This is a genomic window from Cupriavidus sp. 94F1 (assembly GCF_057798875.1).
This window is the reverse complement of record NZ_JBYOJT010000003.1, coordinates 245315-268066: the sequence shown is the minus strand read 5'-3', so window position 1 is coordinate 268066 and position 22752 is coordinate 245315. Positions and strand designations below refer to the sequence as shown.

25 protein-coding genes are annotated in these 22752 nt (G+C 67.9%); 13 read left to right on the top strand and 12 right to left on the bottom strand.

The window, feature by feature from the left end:
- Nucleotides 1–393 precede the first annotated feature (393 nt).
- The 6 genes from pxpB to pcp are packed head-to-tail and all read left to right on the top strand — an operon-like array spanning nt 394 to nt 5254.
- A complete protein-coding gene (gene pxpB, locus AC3FJ6_RS08995; RefSeq protein ID WP_488771560.1) occupies nt 394–1044 on the top strand; it encodes a 5-oxoprolinase subunit PxpB in 651 nt (216 codons plus the stop codon).
- On the top strand, nt 1041–2060 hold the full coding sequence (locus AC3FJ6_RS08990) for a 5-oxoprolinase subunit C family protein (RefSeq protein ID WP_400394404.1): 1020 nt from the start codon (nt 1041–1043) through the stop codon (nt 2058–2060). Before pxpB ends, AC3FJ6_RS08990 begins: the two co-directional genes overlap by 4 nt.
- 34 nt (nt 2061–2094) lie before the next feature.
- Nucleotides 2095–2835, top strand: coding sequence for a 5-oxoprolinase subunit PxpA (gene pxpA / locus AC3FJ6_RS08985; RefSeq protein ID WP_092600375.1), 741 nt, complete (start codon nt 2095–2097; stop codon nt 2833–2835).
- A gap of 51 nt (nt 2836–2886) precedes the next feature.
- On the top strand, nt 2887–3627 hold the full coding sequence (locus AC3FJ6_RS08980; RefSeq protein ID WP_153946172.1) for a DUF969 domain-containing protein: 741 nt from the start codon (nt 2887–2889) through the stop codon (nt 3625–3627).
- A gap of 3 nt (nt 3628–3630) precedes the next feature.
- Nucleotides 3631–4581, top strand: a complete 951-nt coding sequence (locus AC3FJ6_RS08975) for a DUF979 domain-containing protein (RefSeq protein ID WP_400394402.1) — start codon at nt 3631–3633, stop codon at nt 4579–4581.
- Nucleotides 4582–4591: 10 nt separating this feature from the next.
- Nucleotides 4592–5254 (top strand): pyroglutamyl-peptidase I, encoded by a 663-nt coding sequence (gene pcp / locus AC3FJ6_RS08970; protein WP_488771559.1) that lies wholly within the window; start codon nt 4592–4594, stop codon nt 5252–5254.
- A 31-nt stretch (nt 5255–5285) separates the two neighbouring features.
- Here the strand turns inward: pcp and AC3FJ6_RS08965 are convergent, their stop codons facing one another.
- Genes AC3FJ6_RS08965 through AC3FJ6_RS08945 form a run of 5 tightly spaced genes read right to left on the bottom strand, consistent with a single transcriptional unit; the run spans nt 5286 to nt 10309 of the window.
- Nucleotides 5286–6569: a VanZ family protein gene (locus AC3FJ6_RS08965; RefSeq protein ID WP_400394398.1), complete on the bottom strand. Its 1284-nt coding sequence runs from the start codon at nt 6567–6569 to the stop codon at nt 5286–5288.
- A 50-nt stretch (nt 6570–6619) separates the two neighbouring features.
- Nucleotides 6620–7336 (bottom strand): ABC-type transport auxiliary lipoprotein family protein, encoded by a 717-nt coding sequence (locus tag AC3FJ6_RS08960; protein WP_488771558.1) that lies wholly within the window; start codon nt 7334–7336, stop codon nt 6620–6622.
- Nucleotides 7337–7380: 44 nt separating this feature from the next.
- Entirely contained in the window at nt 7381–8322 is a 942-nt protein-coding gene (locus AC3FJ6_RS08955; RefSeq protein ID WP_488771557.1) for an MlaD family protein, read from the bottom strand.
- On the bottom strand, nt 8322–9182 hold the full coding sequence (locus AC3FJ6_RS08950) for an ABC transporter ATP-binding protein (protein ID WP_488771556.1): 861 nt from the start codon (nt 9180–9182) through the stop codon (nt 8322–8324). Before AC3FJ6_RS08950 ends, AC3FJ6_RS08955 begins: the two co-directional genes overlap by 1 nt.
- Nucleotides 9179–10309 (bottom strand): MlaE family ABC transporter permease, encoded by a 1131-nt coding sequence (locus AC3FJ6_RS08945; RefSeq protein ID WP_488771555.1) that lies wholly within the window; start codon nt 10307–10309, stop codon nt 9179–9181. The genes AC3FJ6_RS08950 and AC3FJ6_RS08945 overlap by 4 nt, the downstream gene beginning before the upstream one ends.
- A 153-nt stretch (nt 10310–10462) precedes the next feature.
- On the opposite strand from AC3FJ6_RS08945, the gene AC3FJ6_RS08940 reads away from it, so the two are divergent.
- From AC3FJ6_RS08940 to AC3FJ6_RS08930, 3 genes are all read left to right on the top strand, one after another.
- Nucleotides 10463–11341 carry a biotin--[acetyl-CoA-carboxylase] ligase gene (locus tag AC3FJ6_RS08940; RefSeq protein WP_488771853.1) on the top strand — a complete coding sequence of 293 codons (879 nt, stop codon included), beginning with the start codon at nt 10463–10465 and terminating at the stop codon, nt 11339–11341.
- Complete coding sequence (locus AC3FJ6_RS08935) at nt 11338–12165, top strand: type III pantothenate kinase (protein WP_488771554.1); 828 nt, start codon at nt 11338–11340, stop codon at nt 12163–12165. Before AC3FJ6_RS08940 ends, AC3FJ6_RS08935 begins: the two co-directional genes overlap by 4 nt.
- Nucleotides 12166–12227: 62 nt before the next feature.
- The gene (locus tag AC3FJ6_RS08930; protein ID WP_488771552.1) at nt 12228–13019 is read left to right on the top strand and encodes an SPOR domain-containing protein; all 792 of its coding nucleotides are present in this window, start codon (nt 12228–12230) and stop codon (nt 13017–13019) included.
- 48 nt (nt 13020–13067) lie between these two features.
- Here AC3FJ6_RS08930 and rfaE2 read toward each other — a convergent pair whose 3' ends face one another.
- The 6 genes from rfaE2 to AC3FJ6_RS08900 form a co-directional block, all read right to left on the bottom strand.
- Entirely contained in the window at nt 13068–13562 is a 495-nt protein-coding gene (gene rfaE2 / locus AC3FJ6_RS08925; protein WP_153946163.1) for a D-glycero-beta-D-manno-heptose 1-phosphate adenylyltransferase, read from the bottom strand.
- 94 nt (nt 13563–13656) lie between these two features.
- Nucleotides 13657–14502: a ferritin family protein gene (locus AC3FJ6_RS08920; RefSeq protein ID WP_153946162.1), complete on the bottom strand. Its 846-nt coding sequence runs from the start codon at nt 14500–14502 to the stop codon at nt 13657–13659.
- A gap of 132 nt (nt 14503–14634) precedes the next feature.
- Nucleotides 14635–15813: a patatin-like phospholipase family protein gene (locus tag AC3FJ6_RS08915; protein WP_488771852.1), complete on the bottom strand. Its 1179-nt coding sequence runs from the start codon at nt 15811–15813 to the stop codon at nt 14635–14637.
- Nucleotides 15814–15875: 62 nt separating this feature from the next.
- Nucleotides 15876–16778, bottom strand: a complete 903-nt coding sequence (locus AC3FJ6_RS08910; protein ID WP_488771551.1) for a PhaM family polyhydroxyalkanoate granule multifunctional regulatory protein — start codon at nt 16776–16778, stop codon at nt 15876–15878.
- Between the two features lie 51 nt (nt 16779–16829).
- The gene (locus AC3FJ6_RS08905) at nt 16830–17654 is read right to left on the bottom strand and encodes an enoyl-CoA hydratase/isomerase family protein (protein ID WP_153946161.1); all 825 of its coding nucleotides are present in this window, start codon (nt 17652–17654) and stop codon (nt 16830–16832) included.
- Nucleotides 17655–17819: 165 nt separating this feature from the next.
- Nucleotides 17820–18800: a fumarylacetoacetate hydrolase family protein gene (locus tag AC3FJ6_RS08900; RefSeq protein WP_488771550.1), complete on the bottom strand. Its 981-nt coding sequence runs from the start codon at nt 18798–18800 to the stop codon at nt 17820–17822.
- A gap of 114 nt (nt 18801–18914) precedes the next feature.
- On the opposite strand from AC3FJ6_RS08900, the gene AC3FJ6_RS08895 reads away from it, so the two are divergent.
- The 4 genes from AC3FJ6_RS08895 (at nt 18915) to AC3FJ6_RS08880 (ending at nt 22176) form a co-directional block, all read left to right on the top strand.
- Complete coding sequence (locus AC3FJ6_RS08895; RefSeq protein ID WP_400395749.1) at nt 18915–19787, top strand: IclR family transcriptional regulator; 873 nt, start codon at nt 18915–18917, stop codon at nt 19785–19787.
- Nucleotides 19788–19812: 25 nt separating this feature from the next.
- Entirely contained in the window at nt 19813–20826 is a 1014-nt protein-coding gene (locus AC3FJ6_RS08890; protein ID WP_488771549.1) for a DUF3108 domain-containing protein, read from the top strand.
- A gap of 47 nt (nt 20827–20873) precedes the next feature.
- Nucleotides 20874–21704 (top strand): 3-oxoadipate enol-lactonase, encoded by an 831-nt coding sequence (gene pcaD / locus AC3FJ6_RS08885; RefSeq protein ID WP_488771548.1) that lies wholly within the window; start codon nt 20874–20876, stop codon nt 21702–21704.
- Nucleotides 21705–21918: 214 nt separating this feature from the next.
- A complete protein-coding gene (locus AC3FJ6_RS08880) occupies nt 21919–22176 on the top strand; it encodes a BTH_I0359 family protein (protein ID WP_061956410.1) in 258 nt (85 codons plus the stop codon).
- 82 nt (nt 22177–22258) lie between these two features.
- On the opposite strand, the gene AC3FJ6_RS08875 is transcribed toward AC3FJ6_RS08880, so the two are convergent.
- Nucleotides 22259–22651, bottom strand: coding sequence for a rhodanese-like domain-containing protein (locus tag AC3FJ6_RS08875; protein ID WP_488771547.1), 393 nt, complete (start codon nt 22649–22651; stop codon nt 22259–22261).
- Nucleotides 22652–22752: the final 101 nt, after the last annotated feature.

Sequence of the window (22752 nt, the reverse complement as noted above, 5' to 3'; positions counted from 1 at the left end):
GTTCCCCTTGGGTTAGAAGCGACGGCCAATCTAGCAGCGCCATCCGGGGCGATCGTCTCAGGTTCGCCGTCGTTTGCCCGGGGTCAAAAACGACCGGGCCTTCCGTCCCGCGGCTGGATGTCTTCTGGTCAACTTTCAACGAACTTTCAGCGTTAGCGCTTCATCCGTCATATTGATCCGCTTTTGGTGCGAAATTGCCGCTAACGGTGCATAACTACCTAGGGTCTACCCCGAGTGCCGGGCATTGCCATGTTTCGATATGATGAATTTATCGATAAATCGTTGATGAAATTCGATTGAGTCACATCGGGTTCATTGGCGAGCCATGTCGCGGTCCGTGCGGTGCCTACACTGCAGGGAACGAAGCCCCGCCCCCAACCAGCGAGCCCGTCCATGCCTCAATGCTCCGTTCACCGTCTGGCCGAACAGGCGCTGCTCTACAGCGTCGCGCCGCCAGCCTCGCTGGAAGTTCAGCGCCGCATCTGGGCCATGGCCGAACGCGCGGCCGACTGGCGTGGCGTGGTGGACGTGGTGCCGGGCATGAACAACCTCACGCTGACCTTTGACGAAACCGCCGATGTGGCGGCGCTGGAGCGCAACCTGAAGCTCGCGTGGGCATCGGGCGAGACGCGCAACACCACGGGCAAGCTCGTGGAAATTCCGGTGCGCTACGGCGGCGAGTTCGGTCCCGATATTGCCGATGTGGCCGCGCATACCGGCCTGACGCCGCACGAAGTGGTGCGTCGCCACGCCGCCGGTGAATACGTGGTGTATTTCCTGGGATTCCAGCCCGGCTTTGCCTATATGGGCGGCATGGCGCCCGAGCTGGCCACGTCGCGCCGCCGCGAGCCGCGCCTGGCGGTGCCGGCCGGTGCGGTGGGCATTGGCGGCGAGCAGACCGGCATCTATCCGGCCGTACTGCCCGGCGGCTGGCAGCTGATCGGCCACACCGACGCGCAGCTGTTCGTGGCGGACCGCGATCCGCCATCGCTGTTCGCGCCCGGCGACACCGTGCGTTTCGTTGCCGAGGAGGTGCTGCTGTGATCGAGATCCTCCGACCTGGCGCGCAGGCGTCGGTGCAAGACCTGGGCCGTACCGGATTCCGCCGCTTTGGCGTGGGCCGGTCGGGCGCTGCCGACGGGCTGGCGCTGAAGGTGGGCAATCGGCTGCTGGGCAACGACCCGAACGCGGCGGCCATCGAATTCACGCTGGGCCGCGCGGCGCTGCGCTTCGAGGCAGACATGCGCGTGGCGCTGACCGGCGCCGAGTGCAGCGCGAATGTCGATGGCGTGCCGGTCTGGTCCTGGCATGCGTTCGATGTGCGACGTGGCGAAACGCTGACGCTGCCCGCGCCGCGCGGTGGCTCGCGCACCTACCTGTGCGTGGCGGGCGGCATCGATGTGCCGCTGGTGATGCATTCGCGCAGCACCGATCTCAAGTCCAGCTTCGGCGGCTTCGAAGGCCGTGTGCTGAAGGAAGGCGACCATCTGCCCGTGGGCCGCCCCGGCATCGACGCCGAGCAGGACTGGGTCGGCGTGGCCGCGCCGGGCTGGGCGCTGCCCGTCAACCGCGAAGGCAATGCGCTGGTGATCCGCATGCTGGCCGGCCCCGAGTATCCCGATTTCGAGCCCGAATCGCAGGCGGCGCTGTGGTCGTCGGACTGGTCGATCACGCCGCAGAGCAATCGCATGGGCCTGCGCCTGCAGGGCCCCGTGCTGGCGCGCCGCGCCGACCGTTCGGGCGATCTGCTGTCGCACGGCGTGGTGCCGGGCGTGATGCAGGTGCCGCCGAACGGCCAGCCGATCGCGCTGATGAGCGACGCGCAGACCACCGGCGGCTATCCGAAGATCGGCACCGTGATCGGCGCCGACCTGTGGCGCCTGGCCCAGGTGCCGCTGGGCGCCACGGTGCGCTTCCGGCAGGTGACCGTCGAAGAGGCCGCCGCCGCCCAGGCCGAGGTGGATCGCTACCTGCGCCAGATCGACCAGGCGCTGCGCTGGCAGAGCCAGGGCCTGCAGATTGCCGCGCGCCGCCGCACGACCACCCGGTTCGTCGCATAACCCTTAAATCGCCCCACACATCCGGAGAACGCCCATGCAAATCGACCTGAATGCCGACCTTGGCGAAGGCTGCGGCAATGACGAAGCCCTGATCCAGCTGATCAGTTCCGCCAACGTGGCGTGCGGCTGGCACGCGGGCGATGCGGCAACGATGCTGCAGACCGTGAAGTGGGCGCTGGACAACAACGTGGCCATTGGCGCGCATCCGAGCTTTCCGGACCGCGAGAATTTCGGCCGTACCGAAATGCAGCGCGACCCCGAGGCGGTCTATGCCGACGTGCTGTACCAGATCGGCGCGCTCGACGCGATGGTGCGCGCGCAGGGCGGCCAGCTGGCCCACGTGAAGCCGCATGGCGCGCTGTACAACATGGCCGTGCGCGATGCCAGGCTGTGCGACGCGATCATCCGCGCCGTACGCGACTACGACTCCGACCTCGTCTTCTTCGGCCTGGCCAACAGCCAGATGATCACCATGGCGCGCGACGCGGGCCTGCGCGTGAAGGAAGAAGTGTTCGCCGACCGCGGCTACAACCCCGACGGCACGCTGGTCAAGCGCGGCACGCCCGGCGCGCTGCATGACGACGAAGACGTCGCCCTCAACCAGACGCTCTCGATGATTCGCGACAAGCAGGTGCGCGCGATCGACGGCACCTGGGTACCGATTCGCGCCGAAACCGTGTGTCTGCACGGCGACGGCGCCCACGCGCTTGCCTTTGCGCGCCGCATCCGGGAACGGCTCGGCGCGGAAGGCATCGCCATCCGGGCCGGCAACTGACGGCCCCCCGTCAGGCGCAGGCTTTGCTTCACTCGCTATCAGGTGTTTCCCATGGAATCGGCTGTCAATCTTTGGCCCCTGCTCGGGGTCGGCGTCATCATCCTCGGCTTCGTCCTGCGGTTCAATCCCATGATGGTGGTGGCGGCAGCCGCCATTGTCACGGGATTGGCCGCGTCGATGCCGGTCATGCAGATCTTCACTGCCATCGGCACGGCCTTCGTCAAGGCACGTAACCTGCCGCTGATCATCCTGCTGCCGCTGGCCGTGATCGGCCTGCTGGAACGCCACGGGCTGCGCGAGCATGCGCAGGCGTGGATTTCGCGCATCGCATCGGCCACGGTCGGCCGCCTGCTGATCGTCTACCTGGCCGTGCGAGAGCTGACCGCTGCCGTGGGCCTGACCAGCCTGGGCGGCCATCCGCAGATGGTGCGCCCGCTGCTGGCCCCGATGGCCGAAGGCGCGGCGGAGACCCGCTTCGGCCACCTGCCCGAGCCGGTGCGCCAGCGCGTGCTGGCCTTCTGCGCGGCCACCGACAACGTGGGCCTGTTCTTTGGCGAGGACATCTTCGTGGCGTTCGGTGCCATCGCGCTGATGCACACGTTCCTGCTGTCGTCGAACATCGACGTCGAGCCGCTGCACATTGCCGTCTGGGGTATCCCCACCGCTATCTGCGCCTTCCTGATCCATGCCGTGCGCCTGAAGCGCCTCGACGGCTGGCTGGCCCGCGAACTCGGCGGCAAGCAACCGGCCGGCACGTCGGCCACCGTCGCCGCCGCGGCCAAGGGGGAGTAAGCGATGATTATCTCGATCGAATACCTCTACTGGCTGGCCGGCTTTGTCCTGCTGATCACCGCGCTGATGACGTTCGCTGACAAGACGCATCCGCGCCGTCTGACCACGGGCCTGTTCTGGCTGCTCTATGCGGTCATCTTCCTGATCGGCGACAAGATCCCGCCGGCCGTGGTCGGCGTGGGTGCCGTGGTGATGGCGCTGATCGCCGGGTTTGGCGGCGTGGGCCATGGCAAGCACGGCACGCTGCCGGAAGACAAGCGCCGCGCCAGCGCCCAGCGCCTGGGCAACAAGCTGTTCATTCCGGCGCTGCTGATTCCGCTGATCACGGTGCTGGGCACGGTGCTGTTCAAGGACTTCAGGATTGCCGGGCTGCCGCTGCTCGATCCGAAGAACGTCACGTTCGTGTCGCTGGGTGTCGGCTGCCTGGTGTCGCTGTTCGTGGTCTGCTGGCTGACGCGCGACACGCCGGCGCAGAGCATGCGCGAATCCCGCCGCCTGATCGAGGCGCTGGGCTGGGCGCTGGTGCTGCCGCAGATGCTGGCCATGCTGGGCCTGGTGTTCGCCGATGCCGGCGTGGGCAAGGCGGTGGCGCACCTGACCACGTCGTACATCAACATGGACTTCAAGTTCGTGGCGGTGACGGTCTACTGCGTGGGCATGGCGCTGTTCACGGTCATCATGGGCAACGGCTTTGCCGCGTTCCCGGTGATGACAGGCGGCGTAGGCGTGCCGATCCTTGTGGGCATGTTCCACGCGAACCCGGCCGTGATGGCGGCCATCGGCATGTTCTCGGGCTACTGCGGCACGCTGATGACGCCCATGGCGGCCAACTTCAACATCGTGCCCGCCGCGCTGCTGGAACTGGAAGACAAGAACGCCGTGATCCGCGCGCAGTTGCCCACCGCGTTCGGCATCCTGATCGCCAATATCTTCCTGCTGTACTTCCTGATGTAAGGAAACTGCCATGTCCGTTCGTACCGTCCTGCTGACCGGCTTCGAGCCGTTTGAACAAGAGCCGATCAATCCCTCGTGGGAGGCGGTACGTGCGCTCGATGGCGAGCGCGTTGGCGATGCGGTGATTGTCGCGCGCCAGTTGCCGTGTGTGTTCGGCAACGCCATCGACGCCATGGCGCAACTCGTAGAATCTTTAAATCCAGATGTGGTGATTGCCGTGGGTCAGGCTGGCGGCCGCACCGAGATGTCGATCGAGCGCGTGGCGATCAATGTGGACGATGCCCGCATTGCCGACAACGCCGGGGCGCAGCCCATCGACCACATCATTGCGCCCGATGGCCCGGCCGCGTATTTCTCGACGCTGCCGATCAAGGCCATCGTGCGCGACATGCGCGCAGCCGGCGTGCCGGCGATGGTGTCGCAAACTGCCGGCACCTTCGTCTGCAACCATGTGTTCTACGGGCTGATGCATGCGCTGGCGCAACGCCACGCAGCGGTCCCGGCCACACGCGGCGGCTTCATTCACATTCCGTACCTGCCCGAGCAGGCCGCGCGGCATCCCGGCGCGCCCAGCCTGGCGCTCGATACGCTGGTCGCCGGCCTGCGCGTGGCGGTGGCCACGTCGCTGTCGACCGATGCCGATATCCGCGAGCAGGGCGGCCAGCTGCACTGACACGTCGCCGGCGGCAATGCGCCGCTGACGCCTACTTCGATTCCTGCCGGGTTTCCGTCGCGGCGGCCACGGCCCGCGCCGTCGCGCGGCGCTGGGCGCGCTTCTGCAGTCGCCGCCGCAGCGTGATCTGCTCAAAGCGCCAGACCACGTAAAAGAAGGCCAGGAACGGCCATACCCAGCCCAGCCATTGCGCGAGGCTGTTGAAGTGCACCAGGCGGCCCATGCGCCAGCCTTGCTCCGAGATCCACGCATACGGGTTCGGCGGCAGGATATTGGTCAGTATCACCAGCCCGGTCAGCGACACCACCGCCAGCACGGCGCGCAGCCAGCGTGGCACGCGCAGCAGCAGTACCAGCACCAGCGAGCTGGTCAGCAGGGCAAAGCGCCCGCCTTCGGACAGCCAGTTGAACGCGTTGTCGTCGGGAAACTGCAGTTCCGCGACGCCGGCCTTGATCATCAGCGCGGCGGTCAGCAGCGCCGCCAGGATGCGCAGCATCGGCGCGGTACGCCGCATGGCCACCGATGCAAACAGGCCGGTGCCGATCCAGCTCGATGCCGTCACCATGGTTTCCAGCAGCAACTGGTTCTGCAGGTCGTCGGGCCGCAGGTTGATGCTGTCCTGCCAGGCGATCAGCGCCGGGAAGTAAGCCTGCACCCACATCATCGGCCAGGAATCGGGATCGGTCAGCCATTCGCGCACGATGCCGCCCATGCCGAACAGGTGTTCCTGCGGAAACACCTGCGCGAACGGCCACAGCACGATCAGCACGATCGCAAAGCTGGCATGCGGTTCGAACCACGCCATGCGCAGGCGGGTCAGGTTGCCGCGGTCGATCAGCGCGCTGGTGAACGGCGCCACCACGGCGGCACCCAGCAGCGCGCCCAGCGCGTTGGTGATCAGGTCGATGTTCGACGGGATCCGGGTGGGCAGCCACGTCTGCAGGGCTTCCATGACCGACGACAGCAGCGCGCCGGCCACCAGCGCGATCAGCGTGGCGCGCGCGCCCGATACGCGCGGATGCAGCGACAGCACCACGAGCGCGCCGAACGGGCAGTAGCCCAGCACATTGGTCAGCAGGTCGAATTCGGTGATGTAGCGCGGCTTGGGCGCGGTCAGGAAGGCGAACGGCGAGATGCCGTTGTTCAACCATCCCGAAAACGGATACAGGCTGGCGTAGACCACCAGCAGCGTGAAGCAGATCAGCCCCACACGCGCCAGCGGCGAATGACGTGGCAACCAGCCCTCGAGCTCCGGCTGCGGCGGGGCCTCTGGGGGCGTCGGGGGCGAAGGAGGCAGGGGCGTATCCGGTGCCATTGACTGCGTGAAACCTTACGGCCTGATTCGCACTATAGGCTTTCCGCGCCTCATTGGCGCGGGGGCGTGGGCGTGGGCGTTTCGTCGGTCGGCAGCGGCACCGCGTTGCGCCCGGGCGGGTTCGCGCGCGGCAGCGGCGCCGGACCGGCTGCTGCGGCGGCTTCCAGCGGCAGCGTGGCGGCCCAGTCGAGGATGGCGGCGATCACCGCATCGCTGCTGGCCGACAGCGCCTTCACGCCGCCAGCGCCGTCGGGGCTGGGCGCCGGCAGCTCGGCGACGAAGGTCTTCTGTCCGATCAGCCCCTTGTGGAATACCGTGGCCCGCGCGCGCACCACGCCGCGGCTGCTGGTGGGCGAATCGAAGACCTGCTCGAAGCCCAGCAGGTCTACCTTGACGGCCGGCACGCTGGTGTCGCCGTACCACGTGAGTTCGCCGCGCCCGGACACCGCGTCGCGCAGGCGGTCGTCGAAGAGCCGCGTCGGGGCGTCCACCCAGCGTTGCGTGGCGTAGGCCTGCAGCCGCTGGGCCTGGGTGTATTGCAGCCGGTAGTAGATGCCCCGGCCGTCCATCCACGTCGGCCCGCCGGTATCGGCCACGCGCAGCTTGGGCAGGCGGGCGGGCGGCTGGGACGGTGCGGCGGCAAGCGGGCCCAGGTCGTAGGTGGTGCTTGGCTTGGCGGGCGACAGCACGCTGCAGCCGGACAGGGCGGTCAGGGCGGACAGCGCCATCAGCATGACCAGCGAGGCAAGGGCGGAACGGGTTTTCATGGTGGATTCCCGACGGTGGGTCTGACGCATGGCGTGGCGGCGGTTCAGGGGGCGTGGAAGCCCGGCTCGCCGGGTCCGGGGGCCAAGGCCGAGCCGCCGAACAGCACGCTGCTTGGCTGGTCGTTGAACTGGCCGGCCGCACGGTCGATGCTGCGCGTGGCCTGGCGGGCATCGCGCGCCAGCCCGTTGATCTGCGGCAGCGTTTCCTGGGTGAAGATGCCGGCCGCCTGCTGCACCGAATCGGCGGCGCCCTGCATGTTCTCGCCCACGCGGTTCACGGTGCTCATCACCGTGCCATGCGGGCTGGCCAGGTCATCGGCCAGCCGGCGCGTGGACGCGAGCGTGGCGTTCAGGTTGTCCACGGCCTGCGGCAGGCGGGCGGCGGCGGGCTGCAGCGACGCGGCCAGCTTCGAATAGTCGTCGGCGGTCTTGTGGACCGACTTGATGGCGGCCATCAGCTCGTCGCGGTTGGTGGTCTGGAACATCTCGTTGAGCGACGACATCAGCGTCTCGGTCTGGGTCAGCAGCGAGTCGCCGCGCTTTTCCAGTTCCTCGAAGAAGCCGGGCCGCATCACGATGCGCGCCGGTTCGCGTGCCGACGTATGCAGCGGCGGCGAACTGGCGGCAGCGCCATCCTCGCGCGCGGTGTCGTCCAGCTGCACATAGGCGATGCCGGTCACGCCCTGGAAGCCCAGCGTGGCATAGGTGGTGCGCGTGATCGGCGTGTCCTGGTTGACGCTGATGCGCACGATGATTTGGCCCGGCACCTGCGGGTCGAACTTGATCGACAACACCTTGCCGACATCCAGGCCCCGATACTTCACGTCGGCCTGCGGTCCCAGCCCGTTGACCGTCGAACGCGTGATCAGGTCGTACGGCACGCGCACGGCGTGGTCACTGCTGAACCAGAACAGCGAGAACAGCACCAGGATCGCCAGTCCGATGGTGAACACGCCTGCCAGGAAGGCGTTTGACTTGTTTTCCATCAGGTCTCTCCAGTGTTTCCAGTGGGCGCGGCCGGGCTGCCGGGGCCCTTGAGGGCGGGCAGCGCCTGCAGCGCGCGCTGGGCGCGGTCGCCCAGAAAATATTCGCGGATGAACGGGTGATCGACCTTGATCACCTCGGCAATGGGCGCGGCGGCCAGTACCTTGCGGTCGGCCAGCACGGCCACTCGGTCGGACAGCGCCACCAGCGTGTCCAGGTCGTGCGTGATCATGACCACCGTCAGGCCCAGTTCGCGGCGCAATTCGCGGATCAGCGCCACATAGTCGTCGGATGCCATCGGATCGAGGCCCGCCGTGGGTTCGTCCAGGAAAACCAGCTCGGGTTCCAGTGCCAGCGCACGCGCCAGCGCCACGCGCTTGATCATGCCGCCCGACAGGTCCGACGGCATCTTGTCGGCGTCCTTGGCCGACAGGCCCACCAGCTGCAGTTTGAGCAGCGATGCCTGGCAGATCAGGTTGTCGGGCAGCGCGCGCATTTCGCGCAGCGGCAGCGCGATATTGTCGATGACCGACAGCGCCGAAAACAGCGCGCCGCGCTGAAACTGCAGGCCCCAGCGGTTGCGCAGCGTCTGCAGCTGCGCGGCGTTCAGGCTGGCCGGGTTCTCGCCGAACACCTTGATGGCGCCCGACGTCGGCCGCTCCAGCCCCACGATCTGGCGCAGCAGCACGGTCTTGCCCGTGCCCGAGCCGCCCACGATCGACAGCACCTCGCCGCGATAGACGTCGAGGTTCAGGCCGTCGTGCACGACGTTGTCCCCATAGCGTTTGACGAGGTCGCGCACCTCGATGATCTTCTCGCGCGGGGTGTCGGGGCCGATTTGCGGCGTGGCGATGGTATTCATAGCCCCACGTTCTTGAACAGGATGGCAAAGACCGCATCGGCCAGGATGACCACGGTGATCGACGTCACCACCGATGCCGTGGTGCCCTGGCCCAGGCTCTGCGTGTTGGGCTTGATGCGCAGCCCGAAGTGGCAGGCGGTCAGCGCAATCAGCATGCCGAACGCCACGCCCTTGCCCAGGCCCAGCCACAGGTTGGCCACCGGCACCGCATCGGGCAGCTGGCGCAGGAAGAACGCGTAGCTGATGTCGAGCTGGTAGCGCGCGGCCACCATGCCGCCGGCCAGCGCCATCACGTCGGTCCACGCCACCAGCAGCGGCATCGAGATGGACAGCGCGATCACGCGCGGCATGATCAGCCGGAAGCCGTGCGAGATACCCATCACGCTCATCGCGTCGAGTTCCTCGGTCACGCGCATCACGCCGATCTGGGCGGTAATGGCGGAGCCTGAGCGGCCGGCAATCAGGATGGCAGCCAGCACGGGCCCCAGTTCCCGGATCACCGCCATGCCCAGGATGTTGACGATAAAGGTGCTGGCGCCGAACGTGCGCAACTGGTTGGCCGACAGGTAGGACAGCACGATGCCGATCAGGAACCCGACCAGCGCCGTGATCCCGAGTGCCTTATAGCCGACGTTGTAGACATTCGCGGAGATCTCGCGCCACGGGCCGCGATGCGGCGCGCGCGCAAACCGCAGCAGGTCGAATGCCAGCTGGCCCAGCATGGTGATGCCGTTGGCCAGCTGGGCGAAGAACGACAGAAGTTTGGCACCCAGCAAGGTCACCGGATTGAAACGGTCGACCATCGTCTTGCGCCAGCCGTCGGTGCGCAGGTTTTCAATGCGCTCGAACACCCGGCGCTGGCCGTCGTTCAGTGCCACGCGCTCGGGCATGCGGCCGTTCCAGGCCTGCCAGATCAGTTGCGCGCCGATATGGTCGAGCCGCGTCACGCCGGCCAGCGACCATTCGGCATGTTGCGGCGCCTCGGTCAGTTCATGCAGCTGGGCGCGCAGGCCGCGGGCCTCATGGCAGCCGGCAAGTGCAAGAGCCGTCCAGTCCCCTTGCAGCTGTATGCTGCAGGCTCCGTCCTGGCGCGAGATATCAATGGCGGGCGTCGGCTGGCGATCCAAAAGCGGCGATGATGTGATGGCGGAGTCTCGATTCTATGCTACCAACCGGGGACACGCGACCGGACATCCGCTGACACGGCCACGGCTACAATCTCGCCAGACTCCGCGCCATGCTTCGCCCCGCCGGATGAATTCCAGATGCCTGCCGTCCCCATGCCAGACTTTCCCGATGCCGCCGCCAACCACCGTGCCGCCGATGCCGCCACCCTGCCGGCATGGCGGATCGACACCGACACCCTGCGCCAGGCGCTCGCTGGCGGCCCCGCCCGGTCATGGCAGGTCGAGGTCGTGGCGGAAACCGGCTCGACCAATGCCGACCTGACCCAGGCCAGCCGCAGCGCGCCATGGGCCGACGACGCCGCGCACGTGCGCGTGGCCTACCGCCAGACCGCCGGTCGTGGCCGGCAGGGGCGGCCCTGGCAGGGCGCCGGGCTGATGTTTTCGGTGGCGATGCCGCTGGCGCTGGCGCCGGCGCGGCTCAGCGGCCTGAGCCTGGCCGTGGGACTGGCCGTGGCCCAGGGGCTGGAAGACTGCGACGCCGCCTGCGGCGCGCGCGTGGGCCTGAAGTGGCCCAACGACCTGCAGATCGACGGTCGCAAGCTGGCCGGCATCCTGATCGAATCGGTGCCGGCCGGGCCGCAGCGGCTGTGGGCGGTGATCGGCATCGGGCTGAACCTGATACGCGACGCCGGCATGGAAGCGGCGCTGGGCCGCGAACTGGCAGGTGTGTCCGAGGCCATGGCGTCGTTCGATCCGCAGCGCGACCCCACGCGCATCCTGGCCGCCGTGCTGAACCGGCTGGCGGCCATGCGTGCCACGTTCCTGGCCCAGGGCTTTGCGCCGCTGGCGCCGGCGTGGTCGGCGCGCGATGCCTTCCGCAACGAGCCTGTGCGCCTGCTGCATGACGGGCAGGTGCTGGCCGAAGGCCTGGCGCGTGGCGTGGACAGCGACGGCCACCTGCTGCTGGAAACCGCCGATGGATTGCAACGCATTGCCAGCGGCGAGGTGTCGCTGCGCGGAGCCACCGCATGAGTACGCTGCTGATCGACATCGGCAATACCCGGCTCAAATGGGCCTGGTGCGACGATGACGTGCCCGCTCAGGCCCCCGCGGCCGGCGCACTGCCCACGCCCTGGCAGCACGCCGGCGCGACCGCACATGCCGCGCCCGCCGAGCGGGCCGCGCTGCTGGGCACGTGGCAGCAACTGGCTGGCGGCCGCGTACCGGCGGTGTGGATCGCCAACGTGGCCGGCCCGACGCTGGCGGGCAAGGTCGATGCGTTGCTGGTGGAGGCCTTCGGCAGCGCGGCCGCGCTGACATGGGTACGCACCACGGCCGCGCATGGCGGGCTGGCCAACGGCTATCGGGAGCCGACGCAGCTGGGGGTGGACCGCTGGGTGGGCAGCATCGGCGCGCATCGCTGGCTGCCGGATCAGACATTGCTGATCGTCACGGCGGGCACGGCCACGACACTCGACATCGTGACCCCCACGCCCGATGGCGCCCGGTTCGAGGGCGGCCTGATCCTGCCGGGCCTGCAACTGATGCTGGGCACACTGGCGCGCAATACCGCGCAGCTGCCCGAACTCGATGTGCGCGATACCGGCGCCGGCGCCACGCGCGCGGTGCGGGCGTTGGGCGCAGACAACACTCACGATGCGATTGCGGCGGGCTGCCTGGCCGCGCAGGCCGGCGCCGTCGAGCGGACATGGCGGGCGCTGGCCGAACGCGGCCCGGTACGCTGCCTGCTGTCGGGCGGCGCGCGGCACGCGGTGGCCGGAGCGCTCGCGATGCCGTTCGAGATGCACGATAATCTTGTGCTGCTTGGGCTGCATGCGATGGCACTGCCCGCCTGAGCCCCTGTCATCCTCGCCGGCCAGCCTTTGCCGGTGCCCATCACTCGACCGACTCGCGCCAAATGTCCCGGAGAGGCCTGACTGTCCTGCTGCTGATCCTGCTGATCGCCAACCTGCTGATGCTGGCGGCCGTGCTGGGCGTTTTCGGGCCGCATCCGCTTGGCGGCACGCTGGAGAGCCCACGCGAGCCGCAACGTGTGGATCAGCAGGTGCGCCGCGAGCGCATGGAGATGCTGCCCCAGCCCGCCGAGGTGTCGGCGCCTGCGCCACGCAGCGAGATGCCCGCCAGCGCAGCGCCCGCGGGCAAGGCGGCGCCGGGCAGCGTGACGCTGGCCGCCGCGCCGGCCGATGCCTGCCTGGAGATGGGCGGCTTCACGTCGCAGACCGTGCAGCGCGCGAAGGAAGACCTGGCAGCCATCGCGGCGGGTTCGCCGCTGACGGTGGAACAGTTCGAACGCAGCGAGCAGGTGCGCTGGTGGGTCCATCTGCCGCCCCAGCCCACGCGCGAGAACGCCGACCGCAAGCTGGCCGAGCTGCGCCGCCGCAAGGTGACCGATGTGTCGGTCGTGAGCGCCGATGACCCCGAGTCGTACACGGTATCGCTGGGCCTGTTCCGCGAGCGCGAACGGGCCGACCGATTCCTGGAAACGCTACGCGGGTTGGGGGTGCGCACCGCGCTGGTCAGCGACGCGCCGCGTGCCGTGTCGCGCCAGTGGCTGCGCGTGGCGCACGCCGACGAGGCCGTGCGGACCCGCATGGATGAAGTCCGCCTGCGCTACGGCGCGGAGTTGCTGCAGTCCTGCAAGGGGATGACGCAGGCGCGCGGCGAAGGGAGCGCCGCGCGGGCGGGGTAGGGGGAGCCGCGTCACCAGGGCCGCATCACCATGGCGGCGGCCAAGGGGTCAGCCGTGCGCCCGCACCTTCGTCAGCAGCTTGGTCGTCGAGCGGTCGTGCAGGAACGGGATGGCATAGGCCTGGCCGCCCCAGCTGCGCACCAGGCGGGTTTCTTCCAGCGTGTCGATGTCGTAGTCGCCGCCCTTCACGTAGATGTCCGGACGGACCAGGCGGATCAGTTCCACCGGGGTCTGCTCGCGGAACATCGCCACCAGGTCCACCGATTCCAGCGCGGCCAGCAGGGCCATGCGGTCCGCTTCGTGGTTGAGCGGACGGTCGTCGCCCTTGCCCAGCATCTTCACCGACGCGTCGCTGTTCACGCCCACCACCATGCTGGCGCCCAGTTCGCGCGCCTGGGCCAGGTACGTGGCGTGGCCGCGATGGAGGATGTCGAACACGCCATTGGTAAAGACCAGCGGGCGCGGCAGCGCGGCCACGGCGGCGTGCAGCGCGGCGATGTCGTCGGCGGGTACCAGCTTGGATTCGAAGGCGGGTGCGGTCATGGATCGGGTCGGGAGAGGGGCGGCGGCGCCCAAAATGAAAAACCCCATCGTAGCCGACGGGGTCTCGTTGCAGCGGCCGGAACCGGAAAATCCGTCAGGCCTGGGCGGCCTGCAGGTTTGCGTTCAGTTCCTTGCGGTAGCGGTTCAGGTCCTGCACCGATTCGAACGTGCGCTCGAACAGCAGCGACATATTGTGCAGAATCCGCTCGATTACCTTCTTTTCCCAGACTTCGTCGAAGCGGATCTGCTCGTCGAGCCAGTGTTCCAGCCAGTCCGGGTCCGGCAGGCGCGACTGCACGGTGTCGTTCGGGAACAGCGCCTTGTTCACGTGCAGGTTGGTCGGGTGCAGCGGCTTTTCCGTGCGGCGGGCCGATGCCATCAGCACGCCGATCTTGGCGAAAGCTGCGCGGGCGTTGTCGCCGAACTGGTGCAGGTACTTCTTCATGTAGCGCAGGTAGGCGCCGCCATGGCGCGCTTCGTCCTGCGACAGCGTGCGGTAGATGTGCTTGATGACCGGTTCCGAGTGCCATTCGGCGGCGCGGCGGTACCAGTGGTTCAGGCGGATCTCGCCGCAGAAGTGCAGCATCAGCGTTTCCAGCGGCGGGGCCGGGTCGAACTCGAAGCGCACGGCGTGCAGTTCCTCTTCGGTCGGCACCAGGTCCGGGCGGAAGCGGCGCAGGTACTCCATCAGCACCAGCGAATGCTTCTGCTCTTCGAAGAACCAGATGCTCATGAAGGCCGAAAAGTCGGAGTCGTGGCGGTTGTCGCGCAGGAACATCTCCGTGGCGGGCAGGGCCGACCACTCGGTGATCGCATTCATGCGGATGGTCTTCGCCTGGTCGTCAGTCAGCAGGCTCGGGTCGAAGGTATCCCAGGGGATGTCCTTGTCCATGTGCCAGCGGACCGCTTCCAACGATTTGAACAGTTCGGGGTAGAGCATGCTAAGCCTTTGAAATTACGGGCGGATTCTACCAGACAAGAATCATTCTCGAATGTTTTCTCTACTCCGTTTTAGCCCTGATGCGATGGATTGCATAGGCGGAGCGCCTGGCAGGCGTTGAAAATGTCGCGGCTACGACACTTCCGACATTTCCTGTGCCGTGGGCCTGGTTTCCGGCACCACGCCGTACAGGAAGGCGGCAATCTCGTCGGCCTGCGCGGCCGCGTCGCGTTCGCCCAGCGCCAGCAGCGCCTGCGTGAATTCGGGCTCGAACAGCAGGTAGCTGGCGAACGCGGCGCCGCGTGCCTCGGTGCCGCCCAGCGGCGACAGCAGCGCGCGCACGGTGCGCGGCAGCCGGTGCAGGTGCTCGGCGGCAATGGCCTCGATGGGTTCGCTGGGCGAGACGGTCATCACCTGCACGGGGCGCCAGCCTTCGGCATCGTTGGCCATCTCGGGCATGCGCGACAGCAGCCGGTTGATATGCATGAGCCGTTCGATATCGGCCTGCAGGCCATCGAGGAAGATGCTGGCCAGCGCCTGGCCACCCACTTGCGCCAGCGACGGGTAACCGCCTGAGGGCACCGTATCGAACCAGCCCGCGCGCTGGCGCGACGCCGCGCCGATGGCCAGGATGCGCGAGGCGCCCAGGTGGATGGCCGGCGACAGCGGCGACATCTGCCGCATCGTGCCATCGCCGAACCATTCGTGATGGCCTTCGATTTCCAGCGGCATGGCCGGGAACAGGAACGGGATCGACGACGAGGCCAGCAGGTGATCCACGCCAATGGCGGCCTCCACGGCCAGCCGCTGGCTTCGCTGCCACGGATGGATGCGTCGGTGCGACTGGTAAAACGTGATGTGGCGCCCGGTGCTGTACGACAGCGCCGTCACGGCGAACGCGTGCAGCGCGCCGCTGTCGAGGCTGGCCTGTACCCGCCCCGGTTCGAACAGTTCGGTCAGGAAGCTGCCCAGCGGCGCGTTGTCGAACAGCGCGCGCGGTGCGCGGCGGGTGATCCAGCCGAAGGCCAGCGACGACAGCCAGCGCGCGCCCGACACACCCATCTGGACCGCATCGGTCCGGTACACGTCGTCGGCATGCAGGCTGTGCCAGAGCGCCGCCAGCGTGTCGGCAGCGGTGCGGAAATCGGCCGCGCCGGTAGCCAGCCCGGCGCCATTGATGGCCCCGGCCGACGTGCCGGCAATGATGCCGAACGGCAGCGGGCAGTGGTCCAGCCCATGGCGCGCGGCGATCTTTGCGATGCCTGACAGCACGCCGGCCTGATATGCGGCGCGGGCGCCGCCGCCCATCATCACCAGCGCCGTGCTCTGGCGCTGGCTGGCACGTGCGAAGGCGCTGGCGGGCGAGGCCGTGGTCACTCGGAGCCGTCCTCGGGCGCGTCCGGCGTGCCGGTGTGGGATCGGGTGGCGGCACCCTTGGCCGGCGCCTTGCCTGCGGCGCCCTTGGCCGTACCCGTTGCAGCGGCCTTCTTCGATGCAGGTTTCCTTGCCGCAGGCTTCTTCGCGGCGGCCTTGCCCGCTGCAGGCCGGGCCTTGCCATTGGCGTCCGGCTTGCGCTGCGCGGGCGGATCGCCTTTCACGCCGGGCTCCACGCCCTCGGCACCGGGGGCTGCCCCCGCGCCGAAGCCGGCCATGCCGGCAAATGGCGTGGCGCCGGCTGCCGCGGCACTGGCGGCCGCTGCGCTGCTGGCGATCTGCGAGAACTGCTGCTGCAGCAGGTTCCACCACAGCGACGCGTTGGGCGGCAGCGGGGCCGCGCCGGGCTGGGCCGATGCCGCGTCGCCGTCAGCCGGGGCCGCGGCCTCGGCGGCTTCCGCGCCGTCGGGCGGCGCGTCATCGTCGTCCGGCTCGTCGTTTTCGGCGTCGGCCTGTGCCTCGGACACGGTCTGGCCCGTGCTGAACGGGTGGTGATGCTGCGGGGGATGCGCGCTGGGCGCGTTGGCGGCGCGGGCGACGTTTTCCATCGCGTTCTGCATGGCCTCGGGCGACAGCGCGTTGCCGAACGTCTGCAGGGCGACCAGCGTGGCCCGCTGTACCTCCAGGCCCTGGATGGTCGTGCGCAGCAGGTTCGCGTTCAACTGCAGCCAGCTTTCCACGGCCTTGAGGTCGTGGATGCGCTTGTCCACCTCGTCGAGATCCATCGGCGGCGTCATGGCGCCCAGGCCTGGCATCAGGCCGCCGGGCATGCCGCTGCCGGTGGCCCAGAGCTTGCGCAGGAACTCGAAGCTGTTGCCGAAATCGGGAATCTGTCCAAACATGGTGCGGCACCCCTGTCGTGTGGGCCATCCGCGCGCAAGGGCGACGGCCGGTTACTGGAATTCGGGCGGCCGCTTCTGACGCAGGCTCGCCATGCCTTCGTGCACGTCGGGGCCGGCAAAGCCCATGAATTCGAGCGCCAGCGAGGTATCGAACGCGGGACCGGCCATGCGCAGCCAGTTGTTGAGCGCGTACTTGGTCCAGCGGATGGCGGTTTGCGACCCCGCCGCGAGACGGTTGGCCACCTCGAACGCCTTGGCCACCAGTTCGTCTTCCTCCACCGCCAGCGATACCAGGCCGATCCGCTCGGCTTCCTCGCCGCTGACCGACTCGCACAGCATCAGATAGTACTTGGCCTTGGCCATTCCGCACAGCAGGGGCCACACGATGGCGGCATGATCGCCGGCGGCCACGCCCAGGCGGGTATGGCCGTCGACGATGCGTGCGGTCTTCGACGCGATCGAGATATCGGCCAGCAGCCCCGCCACCAGCCCCGCGCCCACCGCCGGGCCGTGCATGGCGGAGACGATCGGCTTGTCGCAGTTGATGACGTTGTAGACCAGATCGCGGGCCTCGTGCCAGACCCGCGTGCGGGTTTCGAAATCGTTGGCCATGTCCTCGACCAGCGCCAGGTCCCCGCCGGCCGAAAAACCCTTGCCTTCGCCACGGATCAGGGCCACCCGGATGTCGGGATCGGCCGAGACGTCGCGCCAGATCTCGGCCAGCTCGCGGTGCATGTTGGCGTCGGCCGTGGCCAGCTTCTGGTTGGCCGACTGCGCCGCGCCCATGATCACTTCCAGGACCGGGCCGTGGCGGCGCAGCGTCAGGGCCTGGTAGCGGGCCAGGCGGGGGGAGAGCGTGTTGGCGTCGGCGGTCATGGGGCGAATTCCGGAAAGAAGGCGCCGGCAAGGGCGCGGGGCAAGGCGATGATCCGGTCGATTTCCCGACCGGGCGGTCGGGAAATTATAGGCGCAACCGTGCGGTGTGCCGCAAGCCGGGTTTGGCCCGATGCGCCCGGCCGCGGTGCCGGCTGGCCGGCCCGGTCAGCGGGCCGCCACCACCTGGTCGATGGCGCCGAAAATCGACTTGCCGTCGGCATCGAACATCTCGATGCGCACGGCGTCGCCGAACTTCATGAATTCGGTCTCGGGCTTGCCATGTTCGATGGTCTCGATCATGCGCTTTTCGGCGATGCAGGCGTACCCCTTGCTGCGGTCGACGTTCGAGATGGTGCCCGAGCCGACGATGCTGCCGGCGCGCACATTGCGGGTCTTGCAGATGTGGGCGATCAGCTGGCCGAAGTCGAACACCATGTCGGTGCCGCAGTCGGGCGCACCCACCTTCTTGCTGTTCCAGTGCACGATCATGGGCCGATGGACCTTGCGGTCGCGCCAGGCGTCGCCGAGTTCGTCGGGCGTGACCGCCACGGGCGAGAACGCGGTGGCCGGCTTGCTCTGGAAGAAGCCGAAGCCCTTGCCCAGTTCGGCCGGAATCAGGTTGCGCAGCGACACGTCGTTGGCCAGCATCACCAGGCGGATGGCCTCGGCGGCCCGCTCGGGCGTGGCGCCCATGCGCACGTCGCCGGTGATCACGGCCACTTCGGCCTCGAAGTCGATGCCGAACGCCTCGTTCGGGCAGACGATGTCGTCCTGCGGACCGATGAAGTCGTCGGACCCGCCCTGGTACATCAGCGGATCGGTCCAGAATTCGGGCGGCATCTCGGCGCCGCGCGCGCGGCGTACCAGTTCCACGTGGTTCACGTAGGCGGAGCCGTCTGCCCACTGGTAGGCGCGCGGCAGCGGGGCCATGCAGTCCTTCGGCTGGAACGGGAACGGATGGCGCGCCCGGCCTGCGTTCAGCGCGTCGTACAGGTCCTGCAGCTGCGGCGCGTAAAAGGGCCAGTCGTCCAGCGCGGTCTGCAGCTTGCCGGCGATTTCGGTGGCAAAGTGCGCGGTCTTCAGGTCACGCGAGACAACGACCAGCTGGCCGTCGCGCGTACCGTCCTTCAGGGTGGCGAGTTTCATGCGAAATCGAACATTGGCGGGAATGAATGGCCGGTAGTCTACCGGAGCTGCCCGGGCTGGCCGCGGGCCGCGTATAGAATGGCCGGCATCACATTCCTGTTTCCCGAGCTGCGCATGACCGCTGTGGACGATGACGATTCCCGCGACGACCTGGCACAAGAGGATGGCCGCGACGACGCCAAACGCGCCGGCATCCAGTCCATCGAGGTGGGATTCCGGCTGCTGCAGGCGCTGGCCGCATCGCCGCGCGCGATGATGCTGCGCGACCTGGCCGCCGCCGCCGGCATGAGCCCGGCCAAGGCGCATCGCTACCTGGTCAGTTTCCAGCGCCTGGGTGCCGTCACGCAGGACGCCGTGAGCCAGCGCTACGACCTCGGGCCGTTCGCGCTGCAGCTTGGCCTGGCCGGGCTGAACCGGCTGGACCCGGTGCGCAAGGCGCGGCCCATCCTGTCGCAACTGCGCGACGAGATCGACCAGACCGCCGGCATTGCCGTGTGGGGCAACCACGGACCCACCATCGTCCACTGGGAAGAATCGAGTCATCCGGTCAGCGTGAGCCTGCGGCTGGGCGATGTGATGCCGCTGCTCAATTCCGCCACGGGCCGGCTCTATGGGGCGTACCTTTCCCGGCGCCAGACGCTGCCGCTGATCGAGCGCGAACTGGCCACGCGCGGCGATGTCGCCCTGCCCGACATGCCCGCGTCGCTGGCCGACTACGATGCCATCTGCGCCGACGTGCGCAAGCGCGGCGCGGCGCGTACGCGTGGCGGCGTGCTGCCGGGCATCAATGCCATCTCGACGCCGGTGTTCGACGCCAACGGTCATTTGGCGATGGCGCTCATCGTGCTGGGCGCGCAGAGCGTATTCGATGCAGAATGGGGCGGCGCGGTAGACCGCCGTGTGCGCGATATCGCGCGGCAGATTTCGTCGGAACTTGGTTATCTTGGCGACAGCCAGCCGTCCGCAAGGGACGGAGACCCCTCATAAGCGTCCACGGCGCCTGCGCCGATGGATGGCGGTGATCGCACTGGTGGCGATCGTGCACGGGCTGTTGCTGTTCAGCCTGGTGCGCGTGCCGATCCCGGCATTGCCCGATCCGCGCGAGACGCCGCCGGTCGAGGCGGTGCTGCTGCCTCCGCCCAAGCCCCCGGCGCCGCCCGCCCCGCCGCGTCCGGCGCCAAAGCCCGCGCCGAAGACCCAAACGCCCGTTCCTGCCCCCGAACCTGCCAGGGAGCCTGCCGCGCCGGCGCTGGCCACGGCCGAGAGCGGCGATACCTCGGCCAGCACGGGCGCTGGCGGCACCGGCACCGGCACCGCCAGCCCCAGCGCCCAGCCGGCGCCGGCCGAGACGCCGGCACCCCCCGCGCCCCCCACGCCCCCCGGGCCGCGCTATATGGCCCCCCCTTCGGTCACCCTGCGCTACGCCAGCTTCGTCAACGGCGTGCAAAACCCCGACGGCATCATCCGATGGGAACAGGACGGCAAGCACTACAGGCTGGCCGTTGAAACGCGCGTGCTGTGGTTCCGCTTTGCATTCCAGAGCAGCGGGGACATAACCGATCGCGGACTGGCACCCACGCGCTACGAGGAAGCGCGCCGCAGCAAGGTGGAAGTGGCACGCTTCGACCGCACGGCGAATACCGTGGTGTTTGAAACGCGGGGCGGCCAGGTGCCGATGCCCACCGCCTTCCAGGACCGCTTCAGCATTTTCCTGCAGCTGGTGGGCTGGGCGCGCGGCGACCCGCAGCGTTATGCCACGCCGGGTGTGGTGGAGTCGTTCAACGTGGCGGACACCCGCGAAGTCGAGCCGATGCAGGTCCAGTACGTGGGCGAAGAAGATATCGACATCGGCACCGACGTGGTGCGCGCGCGACACTTCGTGAGGCTTGCGCGTCACCCCAATGACAAGCGGCGCGTGGAAATCTGGCTGGCGCCGTCGCTGAACTGGATGCCTGCGCGGCTTCGTCAGACGGAGCCCGATGGCACTCAGATCGATCTGGTCTATCGTAGTAGTGAAGGGCGGTGATGCCGTAGCCGCGGTGACACGTGTTGACCACGCGGGAGACTGAAAACATGCCTGACACATTGGCGCAGCGAATACGGGCTGGCGACGTCCAGCTGCAGGCGCGCATCGATGGCCGGGAAGGGCCATGGGTGGTCCTGATGCATGCGCTCGGTGCGAATCTGACACTGTGGGACGATACCGCCCGTCATTTGTCTGACCGCTATCGCGTGTTGCGCTTCGACCTGCGCGGCCACGGCGGCAGCGACGCGCCAGTGGGCGCCTACACCATGACCCGGCTGGCGGACGACGCCGTGGCGCTGATGGACGCGCTCGACATCGGACAGGCCCATGTCTGCGGCGTATCGGTCGGCGGCATGGTGGCCCAGACGCTGGGGGTACGCCATCCGGACCGCCTGCTGTCACTGACCCTTGTGGACACGATCGACCATACGCCGATGGAAGCCCACCCGATGTGGGCCAACCGGATCGGACAGGCCGAGGCCCATGGCATGGCGGGCATGGCGCCGGCGACGATGGAACGCTGGCTGACGCAGCCGTTCCGCGCGCAGCATCCCGACCAGGTGGAACGTATCAACCGGATGCTGCTGGCCACGCCCGTGCAGGGTTTTGTGGGCGTGGCGCAGGCCATCGTGGCCTTCGACCTGGCGGACGCGATCGGCCGTATCCATTGTCCGACCCTGGTGGTGACAGGGGATCAGGACGAAGGCGCGCCGGTTTCGATGGCCCAATCCATTGCGCGGAAAATTCACGGTGCGAAGCTGGAGGTACTACCCGACGCCGCGCATCTGTCGTTTATCGAACAACCGGAACGCTTCCATGCGATCTTCGATGCGTTCCTGGGGCATGCGGCATGTGGCGGGCAGTGTGATATTCCGTAACGCCATTGGGAAGATCGCAACACAGTAATGTCAGGCGCTCAAGAAACTTGCGGCGGGCGCCGATGCCCAACATAGGAGGGAAGCAACGGCACGCAAAGGTTCGTCCGGGCAGCAAAAACTTGAATTACGGACGACTACCCTCAGCTTGGAGAGGAAATCGCGTCATCCCGGCAGGCTTGGGACCGGCGCCAACCATACGCCAGGAGGTAGTGCGATGCAAATGATCTACAACAGCGACAACTATTGCATTGTCGAGTTTGGCGCAGATGTCGAGCATGCGACCCTTGCCTCGGGCGGCTACGAAATCGTCGACAAGAACCTGAAACGCGAAATTTTCCTCGGCGGTCATATGGCCGAGACCTTCCGCGCCGACGTGACGCGTCTGATCGAAAGCGAGCCATCCGTGGAGGAAGTCGACGAGTTTCTGGGCAAGTTCGACACCGTCATGAACAATCCGCTGGTGATGCACTGAGCATTGCCGGCACGGCCCGAACGAAAGCCGCCCGCTTGCCAAGCGGGCGTTTTTTATTGGCGCGCCAGGGCGGCGGGGTGCTTCAGTATTGCTCCCACGGCAGCCCTTCGTGCCGCCAGCCGTTGACGGTATTGCGGTGGCGATGGGCGTCGAGATCGCCCTCGAAACCGTGCAGCACGTTGTAGACGGTGGTGAAGCCGGCCCCCTCCAGCGCGCGGGCGGCCGCCGACGAGCGGTTGCCGCTGCGGCAGATCAGCACCACGGGCCGCGCCGATACCTGTCCGGCCAGTTTCTTCACGGCCTGGACGAAGTGCGGATTGACCTCCCAGTCGGGGCCGTCGTTCCAGGGCACGTTGTGCGCGCCTTGCGGATGGCCGACGAACAGGTATTCCATCTCGCTGCGGCAGTCGATAAACAGCGCATCGGGCTCGGAGCCGAGCAGCGCCAGGGCATCGTTGGGGCTCAAGTGTTGCATGGGAACTGACGAAAATCGGACGAAAGCGAACGATAGCCGACCGGAACGAAGGTTGGTTCGTGGCGAATACGTCTCCTAGTGTAGGCGCGCTGTCTCCGGCT